This window comes from Roseobacter litoralis Och 149, from assembly GCF_000154785.2.
Classification (GTDB): Bacteria; Pseudomonadota; Alphaproteobacteria; order Rhodobacterales; family Rhodobacteraceae; genus Roseobacter; species Roseobacter litoralis.
The window spans coordinates 1220925-1238017 of the sequence record NC_015730.1; the positions used below are offsets into that span (position 1 = coordinate 1220925).

The 17093-nt window shown below is 58.2% G+C and carries 17 protein-coding genes; 9 read left to right on the forward strand and 8 right to left on the reverse strand.

The annotated features are described in order from the left end of the window. Window positions 1-46: 46 nt before the first annotated feature. Window positions 47-376 carry a hypothetical protein gene (locus RLO149_RS05705; RefSeq protein WP_013961128.1) on the forward strand — a complete coding sequence of 110 codons (330 nt, stop codon included), beginning with the start codon at window positions 47-49 and terminating at the stop codon, window positions 374-376. Here the strand turns inward: RLO149_RS05705 and ppx are convergent. The 4 genes from ppx to RLO149_RS05725 form a co-directional block, all read right to left on the reverse strand. Next, complete coding sequence (gene ppx / locus RLO149_RS05710) at window positions 373-1935, reverse strand: exopolyphosphatase (protein WP_013961129.1); 1563 nt, start codon at window positions 1933-1935, stop codon at window positions 373-375. The genes RLO149_RS05705 and ppx overlap by 4 nt on opposite strands. A gap of 106 nt (window positions 1936-2041) precedes the next feature. Further along, complete coding sequence (locus tag RLO149_RS05715; RefSeq protein WP_013961130.1) at window positions 2042-4216, reverse strand: RNA degradosome polyphosphate kinase; 2175 nt, start codon at window positions 4214-4216, stop codon at window positions 2042-2044. Window positions 4217-4256: 40 nt separating this feature from the next. Further along, window positions 4257-4940, reverse strand: a complete 684-nt coding sequence (locus tag RLO149_RS05720) for a P-loop NTPase family protein (RefSeq protein ID WP_013961131.1) — start codon at window positions 4938-4940, stop codon at window positions 4257-4259. Window position 4941: 1 nt separating this feature from the next. After that, on the reverse strand, window positions 4942-6009 hold the full coding sequence (locus RLO149_RS05725) for an AI-2E family transporter (protein WP_013961132.1): 1068 nt from the start codon (window positions 6007-6009) through the stop codon (window positions 4942-4944). A gap of 204 nt (window positions 6010-6213) precedes the next feature. Between RLO149_RS05725 and proS the strand changes: the two genes are divergently transcribed. The 5 genes from proS to RLO149_RS05750 all read left to right on the forward strand — a co-directional run bounded on the left by proS (window position 6214) and on the right by RLO149_RS05750 (window position 11212). Further along, a complete protein-coding gene (gene proS, locus RLO149_RS05730) occupies window positions 6214-7569 on the forward strand; it encodes a proline--tRNA ligase (RefSeq protein WP_013961133.1) in 1356 nt (451 codons plus the stop codon). 88 nt (window positions 7570-7657) lie between these two features. Continuing rightward, entirely contained in the window at window positions 7658-8155 is a 498-nt protein-coding gene (locus RLO149_RS05735; RefSeq protein ID WP_013961134.1) for a DUF2937 family protein, read from the forward strand. A gap of 52 nt (window positions 8156-8207) precedes the next feature. Continuing rightward, on the forward strand, window positions 8208-9494 hold the full coding sequence (locus tag RLO149_RS05740) for a lipoprotein-releasing ABC transporter permease subunit (protein WP_013961135.1): 1287 nt from the start codon (window positions 8208-8210) through the stop codon (window positions 9492-9494). Next, window positions 9487-10170, forward strand: coding sequence for an ABC transporter ATP-binding protein (locus tag RLO149_RS05745; RefSeq protein ID WP_013961136.1), 684 nt, complete (start codon window positions 9487-9489; stop codon window positions 10168-10170). Before RLO149_RS05740 ends, RLO149_RS05745 begins: the two co-directional genes overlap by 8 nt. 46 nt (window positions 10171-10216) lie before the next feature. Next, window positions 10217-11212 (forward strand): Ldh family oxidoreductase, encoded by a 996-nt coding sequence (locus RLO149_RS05750; RefSeq protein ID WP_013961137.1) that lies wholly within the window; start codon window positions 10217-10219, stop codon window positions 11210-11212. On the opposite strand, the gene RLO149_RS05755 is transcribed toward RLO149_RS05750, so the two are convergent. Beyond that, a complete protein-coding gene (locus RLO149_RS05755; protein ID WP_013961138.1) occupies window positions 11196-11630 on the reverse strand; it encodes a DMT family transporter in 435 nt (144 codons plus the stop codon). The two genes, RLO149_RS05750 and RLO149_RS05755, sit on opposite strands and share 17 nt — an antisense overlap. Before the next feature lie 110 nt (window positions 11631-11740). Here RLO149_RS05755 and RLO149_RS05760 point away from each other — a divergent pair, with 110 nt between their 5' ends. Further along, window positions 11741-12145: a c-type cytochrome gene (locus RLO149_RS05760; protein WP_013961139.1), complete on the forward strand. Its 405-nt coding sequence runs from the start codon at window positions 11741-11743 to the stop codon at window positions 12143-12145. On the opposite strand, the gene RLO149_RS05765 is transcribed toward RLO149_RS05760, so the two are convergent. Then, window positions 12146-12772 carry a hypothetical protein gene (locus tag RLO149_RS05765; RefSeq protein ID WP_148264314.1) on the reverse strand — a complete coding sequence of 209 codons (627 nt, stop codon included), beginning with the start codon at window positions 12770-12772 and terminating at the stop codon, window positions 12146-12148. 200 nt (window positions 12773-12972) lie between these two features. Between RLO149_RS05765 and RLO149_RS05770 the strand changes: the two genes are divergently transcribed. Together RLO149_RS05770 and RLO149_RS05775 are read left to right on the forward strand one after the other, a co-directional pair. Then, entirely contained in the window at window positions 12973-13368 is a 396-nt protein-coding gene (locus RLO149_RS05770; RefSeq protein ID WP_013961141.1) for a c-type cytochrome, read from the forward strand. A 361-nt stretch (window positions 13369-13729) separates the two neighbouring features. After that, window positions 13730-14014, forward strand: a complete 285-nt coding sequence (locus RLO149_RS05775) for a hypothetical protein (RefSeq protein WP_013961142.1) — start codon at window positions 13730-13732, stop codon at window positions 14012-14014. Window positions 14015-14263: 249 nt separating this feature from the next. Here the strand turns inward: RLO149_RS05775 and RLO149_RS05780 are convergent, their stop codons facing one another. Continuing rightward, window positions 14264-15067 (reverse strand): hypothetical protein, encoded by an 804-nt coding sequence (locus RLO149_RS05780; RefSeq protein ID WP_013961143.1) that lies wholly within the window; start codon window positions 15065-15067, stop codon window positions 14264-14266. Continuing rightward, window positions 15064-17022, reverse strand: coding sequence for a DNA topoisomerase IV subunit B (gene parE, locus RLO149_RS05785; RefSeq protein WP_013961144.1), 1959 nt, complete (start codon window positions 17020-17022; stop codon window positions 15064-15066). Before parE ends, RLO149_RS05780 begins: the two co-directional genes overlap by 4 nt. Window positions 17023-17093 lie beyond the last annotated feature (71 nt).

The window sequence follows — 17093 nt, forward strand, 5'->3', positions numbered from 1 at the left end:
GTGATCTGAGCTGTCAGAATCGCGGGCGGCTTGCTATTGTTGCGCCATGAAAAAGATATTCGCAGCTCTTTTTGTTTTGTCGGTGGCGGGTCATTCGGCTGTGGCGCAGGAAGGGGATGGATCGTCCCTGATGGAACGAGGCGCGCAGCAGTTTCTCGAAGGGTTGCTGCAAGAGATGCAGCCCGCATGGGAGGAAATGCGCAGCTTCATGGAAGAAATGGGCCCCGCGATGATGGGTCTGATGGAAGAGGTCAAAGACTGGTCCGTCTATGAGCCACCGGAAATGCTGGAAAACGGCGACATCATCATTCGCCGCAAACCAGAAGGCAGCCCGATCCCCGAGCAAACGGAGCCCGTCCCACAGATCGAGCTTTAGCGCAGTTTTTTCACCTCGAGGCTGGCCTCAAGCGAGGCGGCGAGGGACATGAGCCGCGCCTCTGCGACCTCTCCGAACAGAGGGATCATGTCAGGTGTGAGGCTCAGTTGCAGGTGTTTTTTCTTTGGAAACCAACGTAACGTGCCCCGCTTAGCGTCTTGCGTCATCCAGAGCATGGCACCAAAGCGCATGGCCTTGCCAAGTATCTCGGCCTGACGTCGTTCGGCGTCGTCAATCAAATCATAAAGCTCGGCAAAACGCGTCCCTTCGCGTTTGTTTGAGTAGCGATGCAGCAGCGCGAGGCCCAGAAACACACGTTCGGAATGCTTCAGACCGCCGAGATTGGCGCGTGTTGCGTTGTCAAAACAGGTTTCGGCCCGATAATCGGGGTGCGCGCGCCAACTGACATCATGCAGCAGGCAAGCCGCTTTGATCAGCCTGCGCCGGGAGGCGGGGACAGATTTGAACAACGGGTGGATGAAGGCATAGAGGGATTTACCGAAACCCGGCATGCGGGCGTCTTTTGCTTCTGCAAACCGGCAGGATTCGATCAATGGGTCGCGATCGCGCAGACGCTGGGGCATTTGTTCATAGAGCATGCCCTCGCGAATGCCATAGCTCGAAACCGCAATATCCTTGGGCCGGAAGGTTTTCACAAGCCGGCTGAGCACCTCGGTCGCCAGCGGCACGAGGCTCATCCGCGCAGAAGAGATACCGCAAGCGCTGCGCAACTCATCGAGGTTGCTTTCTTCGATAAACTTGATGGTTGCGCTGACGGATCGCGCGGTCATGCGGTACTCATGCAGCACGTGCAACGGATAGCTCCGCCGGTGCATGTCGATCCGTGCGATGGCGCGCCATGATCCACCAACCAGAAAAAGCCTGTCACGTTGCGCGCCCATTGCCTCTTGCAAGGCCGTCATGGTTTCTCTGATATGTGTCTGGCGACCTTTCTTGCCGCCTTTTATTTCGCGTAATTTCAGCGGTCCAAGGGAGGATGTGACACGGCGACCCACGCGCCCATCCGAGATTTCGGCCAGCTCCAGAGACGAGCCGCCAATATCGCAAACCAGCCCGTAAGAGCCCGGCCAGCCCAGCAAAACGCCCTGGGCAGACAGCCGCGCCTCTTCTTTTCCATCGATGACCCAGATGCGCAGCCCGGTCTCGCGCTGAACTTCGGCACAAAAATCCCGTCCGTCACTTGCATCCCTGACGGCGGCTGTGGCGACGACGGTCAGATTGGGTAATCCCATGCCTTGTGCCAGATGCTGAAAACGGCGCAGTGCATTGAGCGCGCGCAAGCGCCCCTGCGGGTTCAAGATACCGGACTCTGACAGACCTGCGCCAAGCGCACACATGATTTTTTCGTTGTAGAAATATGCCGGACTGCGCGCAGCCCCATCAAAAACCACGAGCCGCACCGAGTTTGAGCCCACATCGACAACCCCGACACGCGACAATGCCCGCGCACCCGGATCGCGAAAAAGCGGCTGTCCAAACAGACCGGCATCGGGATGGCTGGCATCCGGGGCTTCAGGTTTCGGATTGGTTTCGGTCATAGACCTGCAACAGTTGTTCGCGGGCAGACTGTTCAAAAACGTCGCAGCCGTCAATGCGGATCAGGCGGTTATTTTCGCGCGCTTCGCGTTTTGTTGTGGATGGCCGTCAGTCCTCGGTATGTGTCAGCTTGGGAACGTCCGAGGCACCGGCAGACCCGCGCCCTGAAAGAGACGGGTTTTCCATGAAGAAGCGGTGACAGTTAAAGGCGAATGTTCCTTCCTGTATCGGCGGGCGTTCAAAAACGCCATCGGGCCGCATCACCCAGCTTTGTGCGACATCGGCCAGATTGGCCGCCATAATCTGGCTGACGATCTGCGCTTTGACCGTTGGGTTTTCAATTTCGACCAGCGTCTCGACGCGCCGGTTCAGGTTACGCCCCATCCAATCCGCCGATGAGATGAAAACCCGCGCTTTCTTGTGAGGCAGGCCCGCGCCATTGCCAAAACAGACAATGCGGGAGTGTTCGAGAAATCGCCCGACGATGGATTTGACACGGATGTTTTCACTCAACCCTTGCACACCGGGGCGCAAACCGCAGATGCCCCGGACCACCAGACTGATTTTGACCCCGGCAGCGCTGGCTGCATAAAGAGCGTCGATCACTTCGCTGTCGATGATGGAGTTCATCTTGGCCCAGATGGCAGCGGGGCGGCCACTGCTGGCGTGATCCGCTTCGGCGGCAATCAGTTCCAGCAGGCGCGGTTTCAGGGTTATCGGCGAAATGGCAAGGTTGTCGAGGCTTTCAGGCTGCGCATATCCAGACAGGTAATTGAAGACCTTGGTGGCGTCGCGCCCCAGCCGCGCGTCGCAGGTGAAGAACGACAGGTCCGTATAAATGCGCGCTGTAATAGGGTGATAATTGCCGGTCCCATAGTGCGTATAGGTCACCAGTTGATTGCCTTCACGCCGCACGATTGTTGAGATCTTCGCGTGGGTTTTCAGGTCAAGAAACCCGTATACGACATGTGCGCCGGCGCGTTCGAGGCGACGGGACTGGCGGATATTGGCAGCCTCGTCAAACCGGGCTTTCAACTCAACCAGCGCTGTGACCGATTTCCCGCCTTCTGCCGCTTCGCAAAGCGCTTCGACAATCGGGCTGTCACGCGATGTGCGATAAAGCGTCTGTTTGATTGCGACGACTTTCGGGTCGCGCGCGGCCTGCTGCAAAAAGCGCACCACCATATCGAACGTCTCATAGGGGTGGTGCAACAGCATGTCTTTGTTGCGGATCGCGGATAGCATGTCGCCGTCGTGGTCCGTGACCCTTTCAGGGATACGTGGGGTGAAATTGGGCCACAGCAGGTCGGGGCGCGCATCCAGCACCAATTCGGCGAGGTCCGCCATGCCCACCATCCCATCAAGCTGGATCACCTCGTCCAGATCAACGTCAAGTTCTTCCATGATCACGGATTTCAGTTTGGGCGGCGCGCCCGGCGAATGGGTCAGGCGCACAACTTCGCCGCGCCGCCGCCGTTTGAGGGCAACCTCAAATTCGCGCACGAGGTCTTCGGCTTCGTCCTCTACTTCCAGATCGCTGTCGCGCAGGACGCGGAATTCGAAATGCGCTTTCAGTTTATATCCGGGAAAAAGCTGCGAGATATTCATGACCAGCAGTTCTTCGAGGGGGAGGAAACGATGGCTCCCTTCGGGCGCAGGCAAGGCGACAAAGCGTTCGATCTGCGCCGGGATTGGCAGCAGGGCCTGCAACGGGCGCTTGTCACGGCTGCGCTCAAGCTGCAGGGCGAGGGCATATCCGGTGTTTGGAATGAATGGGAAAGGGTGCGCGGGATCAATCGCGAGCGGGGACAGGACGGCAAAAACCTGCGTCAGGAAAACCTCTTCGAGGTATTTCTTGTCTGCAGCAGTCAGATCATCCCGTCTGAGCACGGAGATGTTTTCGGCTTCCATATCGGCAAGCAGTGCAACAAGCACGCGTTGCTGCGTTTCCATCAGCGTGCGCGCGTCATTGTTGATCAGAACCAACTGCTCAGCCGGCGTCAGCCCGTCGGCCGCAGGCGTCGTGTTTCCAGCCATGGCCAATTCGCGCAGGCCCGCAACCCGCACGGTGTAGAACTCATCGAGGTTGGTTGCCGAGATGGACAAGAACCGCAACCGTTCCAGCAGGGGTACGCGCGGGTTCTCGGCTTCTTCCAACACGCGCCAGTTAAAGCCCAGCCAGCTCAGCTCCCGATTGAAAAACCGCTCCGGCCCGCTGGCATCCACATTGGGAAGTGCGACCGGTTCGGGAAAATCTGCGCTGAGAAAGTCTGCTTGTGTCATTTTGACCTTTTACAATAAGCATATGTCGGCTGAATGACGTTTATCGCGCAAGCTGATCCTCTTTGTCCAGCACTGCCGCCGCAAGTTGCCGTGAGAGCGGGCGCTTTTGCGCCAGCGATGCCGCATCGAGGGCCGCAACGATCCTGCGTGCGGCTGCAAACGACCGGTCGATCCGCAAGATAAGATAGGCAATCAGGTCAGGTTTTGGCATTAACTGGCGGTCCGCAAAGAGCTTTGCAAGAACGGCCGACAACAGGGCATCGTCGGGCAGGTGCAGGGATGCCGCCTGTGTCCCTTCTATCCGGCTTTTCAGATCCGGGAGTTCCAAGTGCCATGCGCCCGGCGCTGCCTCGCCGGTAAAGAGCAGTGCATTGCCCTCGGCCAGCGCAAGGTTGTGCAAGTGAAATAATGCTGTCTCTGCCTCTGTGTTCCCGGCAATGGCAGGGACGTCCTCGATGGCGACAGACCGTCTTGCCAGTTCGGGGATATCCTGCGCTGCAAGGGTTTGCGCCTCGCAGATTTCCGCGCCACTCAGTGCCGCCCACACATGCGCAAGATGTGTCTTTCCCGACCCTGCGGGACCGCTGAGCACGAGCTTGCGCCCGGGCCAGTCTTGCCAGCCTTCTATGAGGGCCACGGCCACGGCGTTCGAGGGTGCTACAAGAAAATCCGCACGTCCCAGCGCTGTGATGCCTGGCAGATCAAAGCCCAGCTGTTCAGGCACGTCAGTCTTGATCCTTGTCCGACATGCCGCGATACAGCAGTGAGCTTGTGTATTTTGCGACGCCAAACCGCGCCACGACGCCTAGAGCCGCCGCAACAGGTACCGCCACAAGCATGCCCACAAATCCAAAGAGCGCGCCAAAAACGGACAACGCCAGCAGCAGCCACACCGGGTGCAGGCCCACGGAGTTGCCGACAAGCTTGGGCGTGATCACATTGCCCTCGAGCACCTGACCCAAGGCAAAGATACCGGCGATAATGCCCACAGAGACCCAGTCGCCCCAGAACTGAAACAGCGCAAGCCCGATGGCCAATGCCCCGCCGATCAATGCCCCGAGGTAGGGGATGAAGGTAACCAGCCCGGCGATGAACCCGACGACAAGCCCGAATTGCAGCCCCGCAAGCATCAAGGCAATCGCGTAATATGTGCCGAGGATCAGGCAAACGGTGCCCATTCCGCGGATAAATGACGCCAGTACCTGATCAATCTGGGACGCAAGTTGGCGGATGGTTGGGGCATGATCGCGAGGCAGCAGGCTGTCGATCTTTGCGGTCATGTTGTCCCAGTCCAGCAGCAGATATACCGCGACGACGGGCACGATCACCAACAGGATAAGGACGTTCAGCAAGGACGCCGCAGACGATAGCGCCGTTTCCAGAAGCTCGGCACCCCGGCTCTGGATGGTCTCGCCCAAGGAATGCAAAGAGCGCTGCATCGCGGAGTCTTCATCCAGCAGCGTCGGGAAGCGTTCGGTCAGAAAGGCTGTGATATTGCGGGCGTATTCTGGCGCGACATTGACCAGCTTTACGGCCTGCTCGACAAGCGCGGGGATCACGAGAAGGGCGACAATAAAGAAAACCATCATGCCACACAGGGTTATGATCGCTGTCGCTGCCACGCGGCTCAGACCGAGGCGTTCGAGGCGATCCGCCACTGGATCCAGAAAATAGGCAATCGCACCACCAAGAACAAAGGGCAAAAGAACATCACCCAAAAACATCAGCGCAACCAGCAGCACTGCGGTGGCAATTCCCCAATATTTCAGTTGATCCCGGATGGGCAGGGCCATGTTTCTCTCTCTCCATTTAGTGTCGTGCTGCCACATTGCTTATCGCAGGTTGCGATACAAGGGTAGCGCTGCAAAAACCTATTGCCCGTTTTAGAGGCACCGCCGCCAGTTTGTAGTGTAGGTCCGCGAAAGCGGTTTGGCGATTGCGAGCTACGCGGCTTTGGCCTAATCAAAGGCAACCCGAAGACCGAAAGAGGACACCCCATGCGCCTGACCCGATATTTTATGCCCGTGCTGCGCGAAAACCCGGCAGAGGCGCAGATTGTCAGCCATCGCCTGATGTTGCGCGCAGGGATGATCAAGCAAAACGCAGCGGGGATTTATTCGTGGCTGCCGCTGGGGTTCAAAGTGCTGCGCAAACTGGAAAATATCGTGCATGAGGAACAAATCCGCGCAGGCCACGTGCCGATGCTGATGCCCACAATGCAATCGGCGGATCTGTGGCGCGAGAGTGGGCGGTATGATGCCTATGGGCCTGAGATGCTGCGGATCAGGGATCGGCAGGACCGCGACATGCTCTTTGGGCCGACCAACGAGGAAATGATCACCGATATTTTCCGCAGCCATGTGAGCAGCTACAAGGACTTGCCGCTGACGCTCTATCACATCCAGTGGAAATTCCGCGACGAGATGCGCCCGCGCTTTGGCGTGATGCGGGGGCGCGAGTTCTTTATGAAGGACGGCTATAACTTCGATCTGACGAAAGAGGACGCGCTGCACGCTTATAACCGCCATCTGGTCAGCTACCTGCGTACCTATGAGCGGATGGGCTTGCAGGCTATTCCGATGCGTGCGGACTCCGGCCCGATTGGCGGCGATGACACGCATGAATTCCTCGTCTTGGCGGATACCGGCGAATCCGAGGTGTTCTATGACAGCGCCGTGACCGACCTGACCTTTGGGGACCGCGATATTGATTACGACAGCGTTGCGCAGTGTCAGGGGGTGATGGAGGAATTCACCAACCTTTATGCGCGCACGGACGAAACACATGATCAGGCCCTTTTCGATGCGATCCCAGCTGAGCGTCAGCGCAAAGCGCGCGGCATCGAGGTCGGACAGATCTTCTATTTTGGCACCAAGTATTCCGATGCGATGGGCGCTAAGGTGCAAGGCCCCGATGGTAAACCAACGGCTGTGCATATGGGCAGCCACGGGATCGGGGTCAGCCGCCTTGTCGGCGCGATCATCGAGGCCAGCCATGACGACAAGGGCATCATCTGGCCCGAAGGCGTGACGCCGTTTCACTGCGGTATTGTGAACCTGAAACAGGGCGATGCTGAGGCAGATGCAGCCTGTGATGCGCTTTATACGTCATTGCGTGCGCTCGGGCTTGATCCGCTTTATGATGATCGCAAGGAGCGCGCAGGTGGCAAATTCGCGACCATGGATCTGATCGGATTGCCATGGCGCATTACGGTCGGGCCGCGTGGGTTGAAAAACGGTGTTGTCGAGCTGACCAGTCGCAAATCCGGCGAGAGTGTCGAAATGCCGCCAGAACAGGCCGTCGAAAAAATCGCAAGCATCTACGCGACACACCACGTGACTGGCAACCTGTAAGCAAGGACGCGCGGCGCGGGGCTTTGAGCAGCGCGCTGTTTCTGCTAGGCCTAGGGACATGCCATCGGGGGGTGAGCAGGAGAAGGCGATGATCCTTCGCAGTTTCATTCTGGCAGCAAGTGTCGCAGGCGCGTTGGGCGCTGCGCAGTTTCCAGCGTTTTCACAACAGTATCTGCAGCGCCTTGGCGGGGCGGTGGACGCATTGGAGCAGGTCATACTGGATTTCGATGCATCTGCGGCCTCACTGGGGCTCAGTCGGGATGAGGCCTTGGCGCAAATGACCGGCTCTGCTTTTGTGCAGGCGCGCCGTAAGGATATGCAACAGGCATTCCTGCGCTATGAAGGGTTGCGCGCCGATCTTGATATTCTCGAGGGGCAGGGACCTTTCATGCGCGCTTATCATTTTGCGCATCTGACGGACCCGGAAGTCGCGCAAGGCGCCTGGGATGCTTTCGAACCCGCGCTGCCATTGTCAGCTGACAGTGCAATGTTCGCAGGGTTTGGTGGGATAGCCGGTGGCATGGCAACGGCTTTGATCGCGGGTTTGTTGCGATCCCGACGTCGCACCAAAACATTGTCGGCTTGACCCGCGACGTGCGAAGTCGCAGGTTGCGCGCAGGTTCACCCGAGGACAATGAATGGCCAGAACACCTCCGCCTTTTGCGGGTTTTGAATGGATGATTGCATGGCGTTATTTGCGCGCCCGCCGCAGCGAAGGCGGCGTGAGCGTCATGACGTGGATCAGCCTGATTGGTATCACGCTTGCGGTCTTTGCGCTGATCGCCACGCTCTCTGTGCGCTCTGGTTTCAGGGCTGAATTTGTGGATACGATTCTGGGGGCCAATGCCCATGTGACGATTTATGCGTTGGGTTCCGTGACGGAAAACGGTCAGATGGATCGCACGATGACAGACTTTGATGCGATTGCCGCACAGGCCGCAACGGTGCCGGGCGTCACGCGCGTTGCACCCTTGATCCGCGGGCAGGTGATGGCGGCACATCAAGGGCGCAATGCCGGGGTCGAGGTGTTTGGTGTGGCCCCTGAAAACCTGCGGTCGCTGCCGCGCATTGCGGACCCGGCCACATCGCGTGGTGATATCGCGCGGTTTGATGAGGGGATCGCCTTGGGCTCTGGGGTGGCGCGCGAATTGGGTGTCGGTATCGGGGATCGCATCCGTCTGATATCGCCGGATGGGGTGAAAACCGCATTCGGCACATCGCCGCGCGTGAACGCCTATGAGGTGACGTATATCTTTACCGCCGGGCGTTATGACATCGACCGAACGCGCGCCTATCTTCCTTTTTCTGATGCGCAAACTTTCTTTAACCGTGAAGGGGTAGCGGACGAAATCGAAGTGATGGTTCAGGAACCGGAACGTCTTGAGACCGTGCGGATGGATCTGTTGAAAGCCGCCGGTGAGCGCGGGCAAATCTGGACTTGGCAGGACGCGTCCGGCGGCTTTCTGCGCGCGCTGGAGGTCGAGGACAACGTGATGTTCATCATCCTGTCGATCCTGGTGCTGATCGCTGCTATGAATATCGTGTCCGGCCTGATCATGCTGGTCAAGAACAAAGGTCGTGACATTGGCATTCTGCGCACAATGGGGCTAAGCGAGGGGTCGATCCTGCGGGTCTTCTTTATTTGTGGCGCTTTTACCGGGATCATTGGTACCGCCGCTGGTGTCATTCTGGGATCGCTGTTTGCCATCTATATTGATCCGATTTTCTCTTTCGTGAATGTTGCCATGGGCGGCGGCGTCTGGGATCCGTCCATCCGGGGCATCTATGCGCTGCCTGCCGAACTGCACCTCAGGGATGTGCTGTCAGCCGTGGCGCTTTCATTAAGCCTGTCTTTCGTGGTGACCATTTTTCCTGCGCGGCGCGCGGCACGAATGAACCCGGTTGAGGCCTTGCGCTATGAGTGACCCGATCCTTGAGATGCGCGGCATCACGAAGTCGTATAATGCGGGGCAGGCAAACAGCGTCACTGTCCTGCGCGGGATCGACCTGAGCATCGCCGCAGGAGAGGTGGTCGCCTTGGTGGCGCCCTCGGGGGCGGGTAAATCCACTTTGCTGCACATTGCTGGCCTGCTGGACGTGGCGGATGCGGGCCAGGTTCTGATTGATGGCGAAGAGATGAGCGGCCTAAGCGATGCGCGGCGCACGGCGATACGCCGCAATGATGTTGGATTTATCTACCAGTTTCACCACCTGTTGCCTGAATTCAATGCGGCTGAAAACATTATCCTGCCGCAACTCGCCAATGGCATCTCCAAAACCACGGCTGCCGCGCGCGCGGCCGCTTTGCTGTCTGCGGTGGGTATCGCGCCGCGGGCAGCACACCGCCCCGGCGCCCTGTCGGGGGGAGAGCAGCAACGCGTCGCCTTTTGTCGTGCACTGGCGAATGCGCCCAAATTACTACTCGCGGATGAGCCGACGGGCAATCTGGATCCGGGCACCTCGGATCAGGTGTTTGGTGCCCTGATGCAGCTTGTGCGGGACACAGGTTTGTCAGCGTTGATTGCCACGCATAACCTTGCATTGGCCGCACGTATGGATCGCCAAATCCGGTTGGATGCAGGGCAGCTTTCTGAGGCGTGATGACATGGCCCGGCGTGGGCTTTGGGGCGAAGAAAAGGGAAAGAAGATGCCTTTACACACATTGGATGACATCGAAGCACTGACGAAACAGGCGCTCACTGCCTATGGCGCAGCCCCGTTTGTAGCCGCTGAAGTTGCCCGCGCTGTCCGCGTGGCCGAGGGGTATGGCAATAAGATCTGTGGTTTGTACTATGTTGAAAGCTACTGTTTGCAGCTGGAAACGGGCCGGGTCGATGGTCGGGCCGTGCCCGGAGTGACCACGCCTCGTCCCGCGGCCATTCACGTGAATGCCAATTATGGATTTGCCCAGCCTGCTTTTGCCCATGGTCTGGTGCCTGCGCTGGATGCGGCCAAGACGCTGGGGACCGCAACGCTTGCCGTGGGACATGCGCATACATGCACCTCACTGGGCTATTTCACCGAACAGATTGCACAATCAGGATGTATCGGGATCGGGTTCACCAACGCTTCGCCCATCGTTGCGGCACCCGGTGGTAAAACGCGGGTCATCGGCACCAACCCGATTGCGTTTTCCGTACCTGATGGCGCTGGCGGCGTTGCCATGCAGTTTGATCAATCAACGACAACCGTGGCCTTGGGCAAGATCACGATGGCCAAGGCCTTGGGCCAGCATATTCCGCTGGGCTGGGCACTGGACGCACAGGGGCAGCCAACCACCGATCCGCAAGCCGCCTTGGAAGGCTCGCTGGTATCGGTCGGGGAGCATAAGGGCTGGGGCTTTGGTCTGATGGCTGAGATCCTCGCGGCGGGGATGACAGGCTCGGTCCTGTCGGGCAGCGTCAAACCCCTCAAGGCGCCGCAGGGCCCCCCCCATGATCTGGGGCAGTTCTATATCCTTATTGACCCACAAAGCGGTGAGGCCTTCGCGGAGCGGCTTGCGGCATTGTCGCAGGCAGCAACCAAAGATGAAGGCGCTCGTATGCCCGGACAATCACGCCAGATCATGCAGAAGGTCGAAGTGGTTGATCAGGTCTGGGACAGATTGCTGGAATTGGCGCAGGGTCCTACACCTTCTGAGTGATAAAGACGCCGGCTGCCATGACTGCGATGCCTAAGGCGCGTGTCGGATTGATCGGGCTGATCCGCGCGCCAAACAAACCGAAGTGATCTATGACCGCAGCGCTGATCAATTGGCCGAGCAGGACGAAGAATACCGCGTTTCCAATGCCGAAACTGGGCGCGATATAGGTGATGCTCAGGACATAGAACGCAATCAGCACGCCCGCAAAGAACAGATGTTTTGGGGTGCCGCCAAGGCGCAGGAATGCCTCCGGTCCGGTGACCAGAACCACGCAGGCGCAACTGATGAAAGCCACGGTGAATAAAACAGTCGCCGCAGCGGCGGGGGAGCCGATCTTGGCGCCGAGGGCTGCATTGAGTGCGGCCAGAATTGGGATGCCGATGCCCGCCAAAACCATAGTGAACGCGTGTTGGGCCATGGGCTGTATCCTCTTCGGTGCTGTACTGGCAAGAGAATGCAGGGCCGTTACCAGATCAGCAAGACAATTAGGCTAGAATAGGTGCAACGCGTTTTTCGATGGAGTATGCGATGCCCCGTTTCACCAGCCTGATAATGGCAGCTTGTGTCTTTCTGGCCGCCTGTGGCCGCGATGACCGTGTCAGCCGTGGGGCGGTTTTGTACAGCGAAAACTGCGCGATCTGTCATGGCGGTGATCTGCGCGGCGGGGGCGGGATTGGGGTTGTCGGTCTCAACAAGGTTCCGCCGGATTTGACAACGCTGGCGGTGCGGTCAGGCGGCAATTTCCCCCGCGGCAAGGTTCTGGCACTGCTGGATGACTATGCGGCGGGTTCTCAACCGGGTCGGTTGATGCGCCCCTTTGCACATCTGACCTCGCAAGACAGCAAGCGCATTAAAACCGAAGCGGGCCGCGCCCGTGTTCCCGCACCGCAAGCGGCCTTGCTGGCCTATCTTGAAGCCTCGCAATTGCCCTGATCACTGGCAAATCCCGCGCAGTTCGACGCCTTCCCAAGGCAGGCCCACCGCGTAAGGTCGCCCCGTTGGCAGGGGTGCGACGGGCATGACCTGAGACAATAGCGCATGCAACCGGGCGGTTCGGGGTGCCGTTGGGTCCAATGCGCGGCAGCAGACAAATTCTTCAACAATGGCGCCCTGTTGCTCATATCCGAAATCGTTGAACGCCGGGCTTGCATCAATGTCAAAAAGATAGGGATCACTTGCGCCGCGATGCTCAAATGCCGCCGCCCACGGGGAATAGCCGGTTTCAGCGCGGTTTTGCCATTGCCAGGCATGGGTCAGTTCATGGGCAAACAGCATCGCGGCGATCAATCCGATCTGGTCGGGGTAGTCCGGCAGGTAGTCCTCCAGATACCAGTCGCGATCAAACAGGATATGATTGTAGATCGCTATGGCTGCGGGCTTTGATGTGACTGTCTCTGTGGTTGCAGGCGGCAAAATACGTTGTCGGCACGTCGTGCGGGGACGCGGCGTGCGCGTAAACGTGACCGCCCGCGTGGGCGCGCCATCGACAATGCGCACTTGTGAGGTATCAAGCGTATCGCCGTGCAGCGTTTGTGCAAACGCCTTTTCCGTATCGGTCATCGGACGCCCACAGGCCGTCAGAAGGGTCAAACAAAGAAGTAACATCAATCGCATGGCCCAGCAGTGCCCAATATGCGCGCGCAGATCAAGGCATCTTTGGGTCACATCCATCAGTGCGTTTGGCAATATCCTTGATCGAGATCACGGCCCCTTGTTGGGTCTGATGCTACACTCGGATCGAAAGTGATGAGGAGGGAGCGATGAAGAACCTGATTCTTGGTGTGGCAATGTCGATTTGCGCAGGGGCTGCGGCTGCGCAGGACGTCGAAACCGGTGCTGAAATCTACGCACGCCACTGTGCGACCTGTCACGGCGCCGACGCCCGCGGGAATGGCCCGATGGCCCCGGTGCTGGTGCTGCAACCGCCTGATCTGACGGCGCTGTCCGCGCGCAACGACGGCGTTTTCCCGATGACGCGCGTCGTGATGCGCATCGACGGGCGCGACCCGCTGGTCAGCCACGGCTCTCCCATGCCGATCTATGGTGACTTCTTCGTGGGCGATGATCTCTCGCTCAGGACCGAAAGCGGCCAGCCGATCCTGACGTCCCCCGCCGTGGCGGATTTGGTGGCGTTTCTGCAGGGTTTGCAGGACTGACGCGATGTTACAGCCGCTCCCGCAGGGGTGAGGCATCGTGACGAAAAGGGGGCTTTTTGTGTCAACAAAGCGCCCCCATCTCTTTTCCAGCTCGCAGGGCAGAACGTCCTGCGGCACACACCGCACCCCGGAATCGGGGTGCCTGGAAAGGAAAAGAGACATGTTGAAAGTCGTGTTGCCAACTGCCGTCGGATTTGCCTCCCTGATGGGCGTCTGGGCTGTTTTCACTACATTCCATATGGTGGTGATGTAAAAAACCATTCCGCCCGAATGATCCAACCGGGGGGCTTCGGGCGGAGTTTTCTTGGTACATAGGCCCTCGCGTGCAACGCGGTTGCATCATTTAACGGAGGGTATTGAAATGAGCTATTGCACAGTCAGCCATTGGACGACGACCGAATTGACCGGTGAGATGGAGGCGCTGGCGCGCGAGAAATACGTGCCCCTCGTCATGGCCGTGGGTGCATCCAGCGTGCAGATGCTGCGCACGGGCGAGAACGCATTTTCCGTCGTGACACAGTATGTTGACGAAGCGACCGCCATGTCCGCGCAGGAAAAGATCGCCGCCATCCGCGCAGAGGCGACGGAGGAGTTGCCCATGACAATGCAGAACAAAACCGGCGGGGTGGTGTTTGCGTCGGGTTGAACGGCAGGCATTGGTCGACTCCGACAGTCATAACGGTAGGGCCGCGCCTGACCCTTGGGCGAAGGTTGTCTTGCGACCTGTCCAGTCTACAGTTTGAGGCCGGAGCGAGCGTAACCTAGGGCAAACGAAGTGCGCTCTCCCGTGGGGAGAGGGTAAAGCCCGTAACGGAAACCTTCCGGGGGAAGGTTTCAGGGCCGAATGGGCGGAGCCCTGTGCAAGCGCGGCTCGAGGCGGGGCCCCGAGCGTTAGTCATTCCAGTCTCTCGAAGTCTTTCGTCCACCGATCCAATTGAAAAATGGGCCGCTGCTCGGGTGGGATTACATGACTAAGAAACCCCCAGCGAATTTGCATTTGATCCTTTTCAATGGGGTTTAGTCTGACGAACAAGCCATAATACACTAGAGTTAGAGGAAGGATAAGGACGCTGGCAATCGCCAATGGCATTTGTAGATAGGCTCCACCATTTGAGAATATGAGGATGACAGCTCGGAAAAGAACTGTAAAAAAAGCAAAAACAACAGGAGTAGAAAGCCCAATAACCAACAGTATATATGCGCTTTTAATGAATACCTGTTCGCGAGGCATTACTTTGAAAAAGTGTTTTACTCTGAGTGGTGAAACTAGCTCGAGTTCTTTGTTGCCGAGAAATATTGTGCGGACCTCTGCAAAACGGTCGTTATGAAATCTAGCGTTTACTATGTAACTGATAACGCAACCGACGATGCGAATTTCAATATCGGATTTGACTAGAGCAATCCAAACCAATGACGCGGCAAAAACGAAGTAAATTTCTGGTAGCGATAATTTCAAGGTAGCGATTTGCAGGTGTAAACGATCGCCGTCTGACATCGTCGATATTGCGATCGCAGCTACCACGAACGCAGTGACCAGCCTGAATGCCCGACTGACAATCGTATTTTTATATTGAAACAAATGGTTTATAGTTTCGTCTCGCTGATTTGGGTTCCTCAGCCGAGGTCGGGCGGCCACGTACAATTCGTGGACCACTTGTTCGAAGAATGAAAAGCCTGTTGATCGCCTAAAGCGTTTCATACATCCAACTCCTCCACAAACTTCGCATTTTCCTGAATGTACTGGAAGCGCAGTTCCGGTTTTTTGCCCATCAAACGCTCCACCAGATCACCCGTCTCGCCCGGAATGTCTTCGTCGATTGACACGCGGATGAGTTTGCGGGTGGTGGGGTCCATGGTGGTTTCCTTGAGGTCCTTGGCGTCCATTTCGCCCAGGCCCTTGAAGCGCGAGACGTCGATTTTGCCCTTGCCGCCCAGACCTTTTTCCAGCCAGTCGTTCTTTTCCTCCTCCGTGAGGCAGTAGACACGCTTGGCCCCTTGGGTCAGCCGGAACAAGGGCGGGCAGGCCAGATAGAGGTGGCCTGCATCAATCATCGGGCGCATCTGCGTAAAGAAAAACGTCATCAGCAACGCCGCGATATGCGCGCCGTCCACATCCGCGTCGGTCATGATGATGATCTTTTCATAGCGCAGATCATCAAGGTTGAATTTGGTGCCCATGCCACAGCCAAGCGCTTCGCACAGGTCCGAGATTTCGGCGTTGGTGCCCAGTTTGGACGAGGCGGCCCCCAGCACGTTCAGGATCTTGCCCTTGAGCGGCAAGAGCGCTTGTGTTTTGCGGTCGCGCGCGCCTTTGCCTGAGCCACCGGCGCTGTCGCCTTCCACGATGAACAGTTCCGTGCCGATGCGATCCTTTGAGGTGCAATCGGTCAGCTTGCCGGGCAGGCGCAGTTTCTTGGTGGCGGATTTGCGCGCGGTCTCCTTTTCCTGACGGCGGCGCAGGCGTTCTTCGGCGCGCAGCACGAGAAAATCGAGGATGGCCCCGGCGGATTTCGTATCCGCCGCCAGCCAGTTGTCGAAATGATCGCGCACGGCCCCTTCGGTCATTTTCGCGGCGGCCTCGGTGGACAGGCGGTCCTTGGTCTGGCCGACAAAGGCGGGTTCGGCAATGAAGCAGGACACCAGCGCACAGCCGCCGGATGTCAGATCCTCGCGCGTGATCTGCGCGGCCTTTTTGGTGTTGGACAACTCACCATAGGCTTTGATGCCCTTGAGGATCGCGGCCCAGAACCCGGCGACATGGGTGCCCCCCTCGGGGGTGGGGACGGTGTTGCAATAGGACTGGATGAACCCATCGCGCGAGGGCGTCCAGTTGATGGCCCATTCGACCTTGCCGGGCTCGCCGAACTTCTCTTTGAAATCAACGGTTCCGGCAAAGGGATTGTCGGCATAGGTGGTCGCAGCCCCAAGGGTTTCGCGCAGATAATCCGACAGGCCGCCGGGAAAATGAAACGTCGCTTCCTGTGGGGTTTCACCGTCCGAGATCGCAGATTTCCAACGGATTTCTACCCCTGAAAAGAGATAGGCCTTGGAGCGGATGGAATTGAACAGCCGCGCAGGTTTGAAGCGGTGCGCGCCAAAAATCTCGGCATCCGCATGAAAAGTCACCGTCGTGCCGCGCCTGTTTTGTGTCGGGCCAAGCTCCTCAACGGGGCCAAGTGGCAACCCGCGCGAAAAACGTTGCTCGAACAGTTGTTTGTTGCGCGCGACCTGCACAATCATGCTGTCGCTGAGTGCATTGACCACCGAGGCCCCGACGCCGTGTAAACCGCCGCTGGTCTCATAGGCCTTGCCAGAGAATTTACCCCCCGCGTGCAAGGTACACAGGATCACCTCAAGCGCGGATTTGTCGGGAAATTTCGGATGCGGGTCCACGGGGATGCCCCGGCCATTATCGCGTATGGTGACGGCATAATCTTCGTGCAACTCGACCTCGATCCGGGTGGCGTGGCCGGCGACGGCCTCATCCATGGAGTTGTCGAGCACTTCGGCCACCAGATGGTGCAACGCACGTTCATCCGTGCCGCCGATGTACATGCCGGGGCGCTTGCGTACGGGTTCAAGCCCTTCGAGCACTTCAATGGAAGACGCGTCATAATCTGTAGGCTCGTGCCCCGAGGAAAGGAGGTCATTCATACCGCTGCTCTTTTTTGTTGATTTGCGGTCGAGTATGGCAGAGGCGACGGTTGGGGAAAAGAGCGTGTCGC

Bases quoted from the DNA above. Each gene is read 5' to 3' on its own strand.
- RLO149_RS05765 (WP_148264314.1), bottom strand. From the start codon at position 12,772: ATGACCGATACGGAAAAGGCGTTTGCACAAACGCTGCACGGCGATACG.
- RLO149_RS05775 (WP_013961142.1), top strand. From the start codon at position 13,730: ATGAGCTATTGCACAGTCAGCCATTGGACGACGACCGAATTGACCGGT.
- parE (WP_013961144.1), bottom strand. From the start codon at position 17,022: ATGAATGACCTCCTTTCCTCGGGGCACGAGCCTACAGATTATGACGCG.
- RLO149_RS05735 (WP_013961134.1), top strand. From the start codon at position 7,658: ATGATCCTTCGCAGTTTCATTCTGGCAGCAAGTGTCGCAGGCGCGTTG.
- RLO149_RS05780 (WP_013961143.1), bottom strand. From the start codon at position 15,067: ATGAAACGCTTTAGGCGATCAACAGGCTTTTCATTCTTCGAACAAGTG.
- RLO149_RS05755 (WP_013961138.1), bottom strand. From the start codon at position 11,630: ATGGCCCAACACGCGTTCACTATGGTTTTGGCGGGCATCGGCATCCCA.
- ppx (WP_013961129.1), bottom strand. From the start codon at position 1,935: ATGACCGAAACCAATCCGAAACCTGAAGCCCCGGATGCCAGCCATCCC.
- RLO149_RS05705 (WP_013961128.1), top strand. From the start codon at position 47: ATGAAAAAGATATTCGCAGCTCTTTTTGTTTTGTCGGTGGCGGGTCAT.
- proS (WP_013961133.1), top strand. From the start codon at position 6,214: ATGCGCCTGACCCGATATTTTATGCCCGTGCTGCGCGAAAACCCGGCA.
- RLO149_RS05715 (WP_013961130.1), bottom strand. From the start codon at position 4,216: ATGACACAAGCAGACTTTCTCAGCGCAGATTTTCCCGAACCGGTCGCA.
- RLO149_RS05745 (WP_013961136.1), top strand. From the start codon at position 9,487: ATGAGTGACCCGATCCTTGAGATGCGCGGCATCACGAAGTCGTATAAT.
- RLO149_RS05740 (WP_013961135.1), top strand. From the start codon at position 8,208: ATGGCCAGAACACCTCCGCCTTTTGCGGGTTTTGAATGGATGATTGCA.
- RLO149_RS05760 (WP_013961139.1), top strand. From the start codon at position 11,741: ATGCCCCGTTTCACCAGCCTGATAATGGCAGCTTGTGTCTTTCTGGCC.
- RLO149_RS05750 (WP_013961137.1), top strand. From the start codon at position 10,217: ATGCCTTTACACACATTGGATGACATCGAAGCACTGACGAAACAGGCG.
- RLO149_RS05725 (WP_013961132.1), bottom strand. From the start codon at position 6,009: ATGGCCCTGCCCATCCGGGATCAACTGAAATATTGGGGAATTGCCACC.
- RLO149_RS05770 (WP_013961141.1), top strand. From the start codon at position 12,973: ATGAAGAACCTGATTCTTGGTGTGGCAATGTCGATTTGCGCAGGGGCT.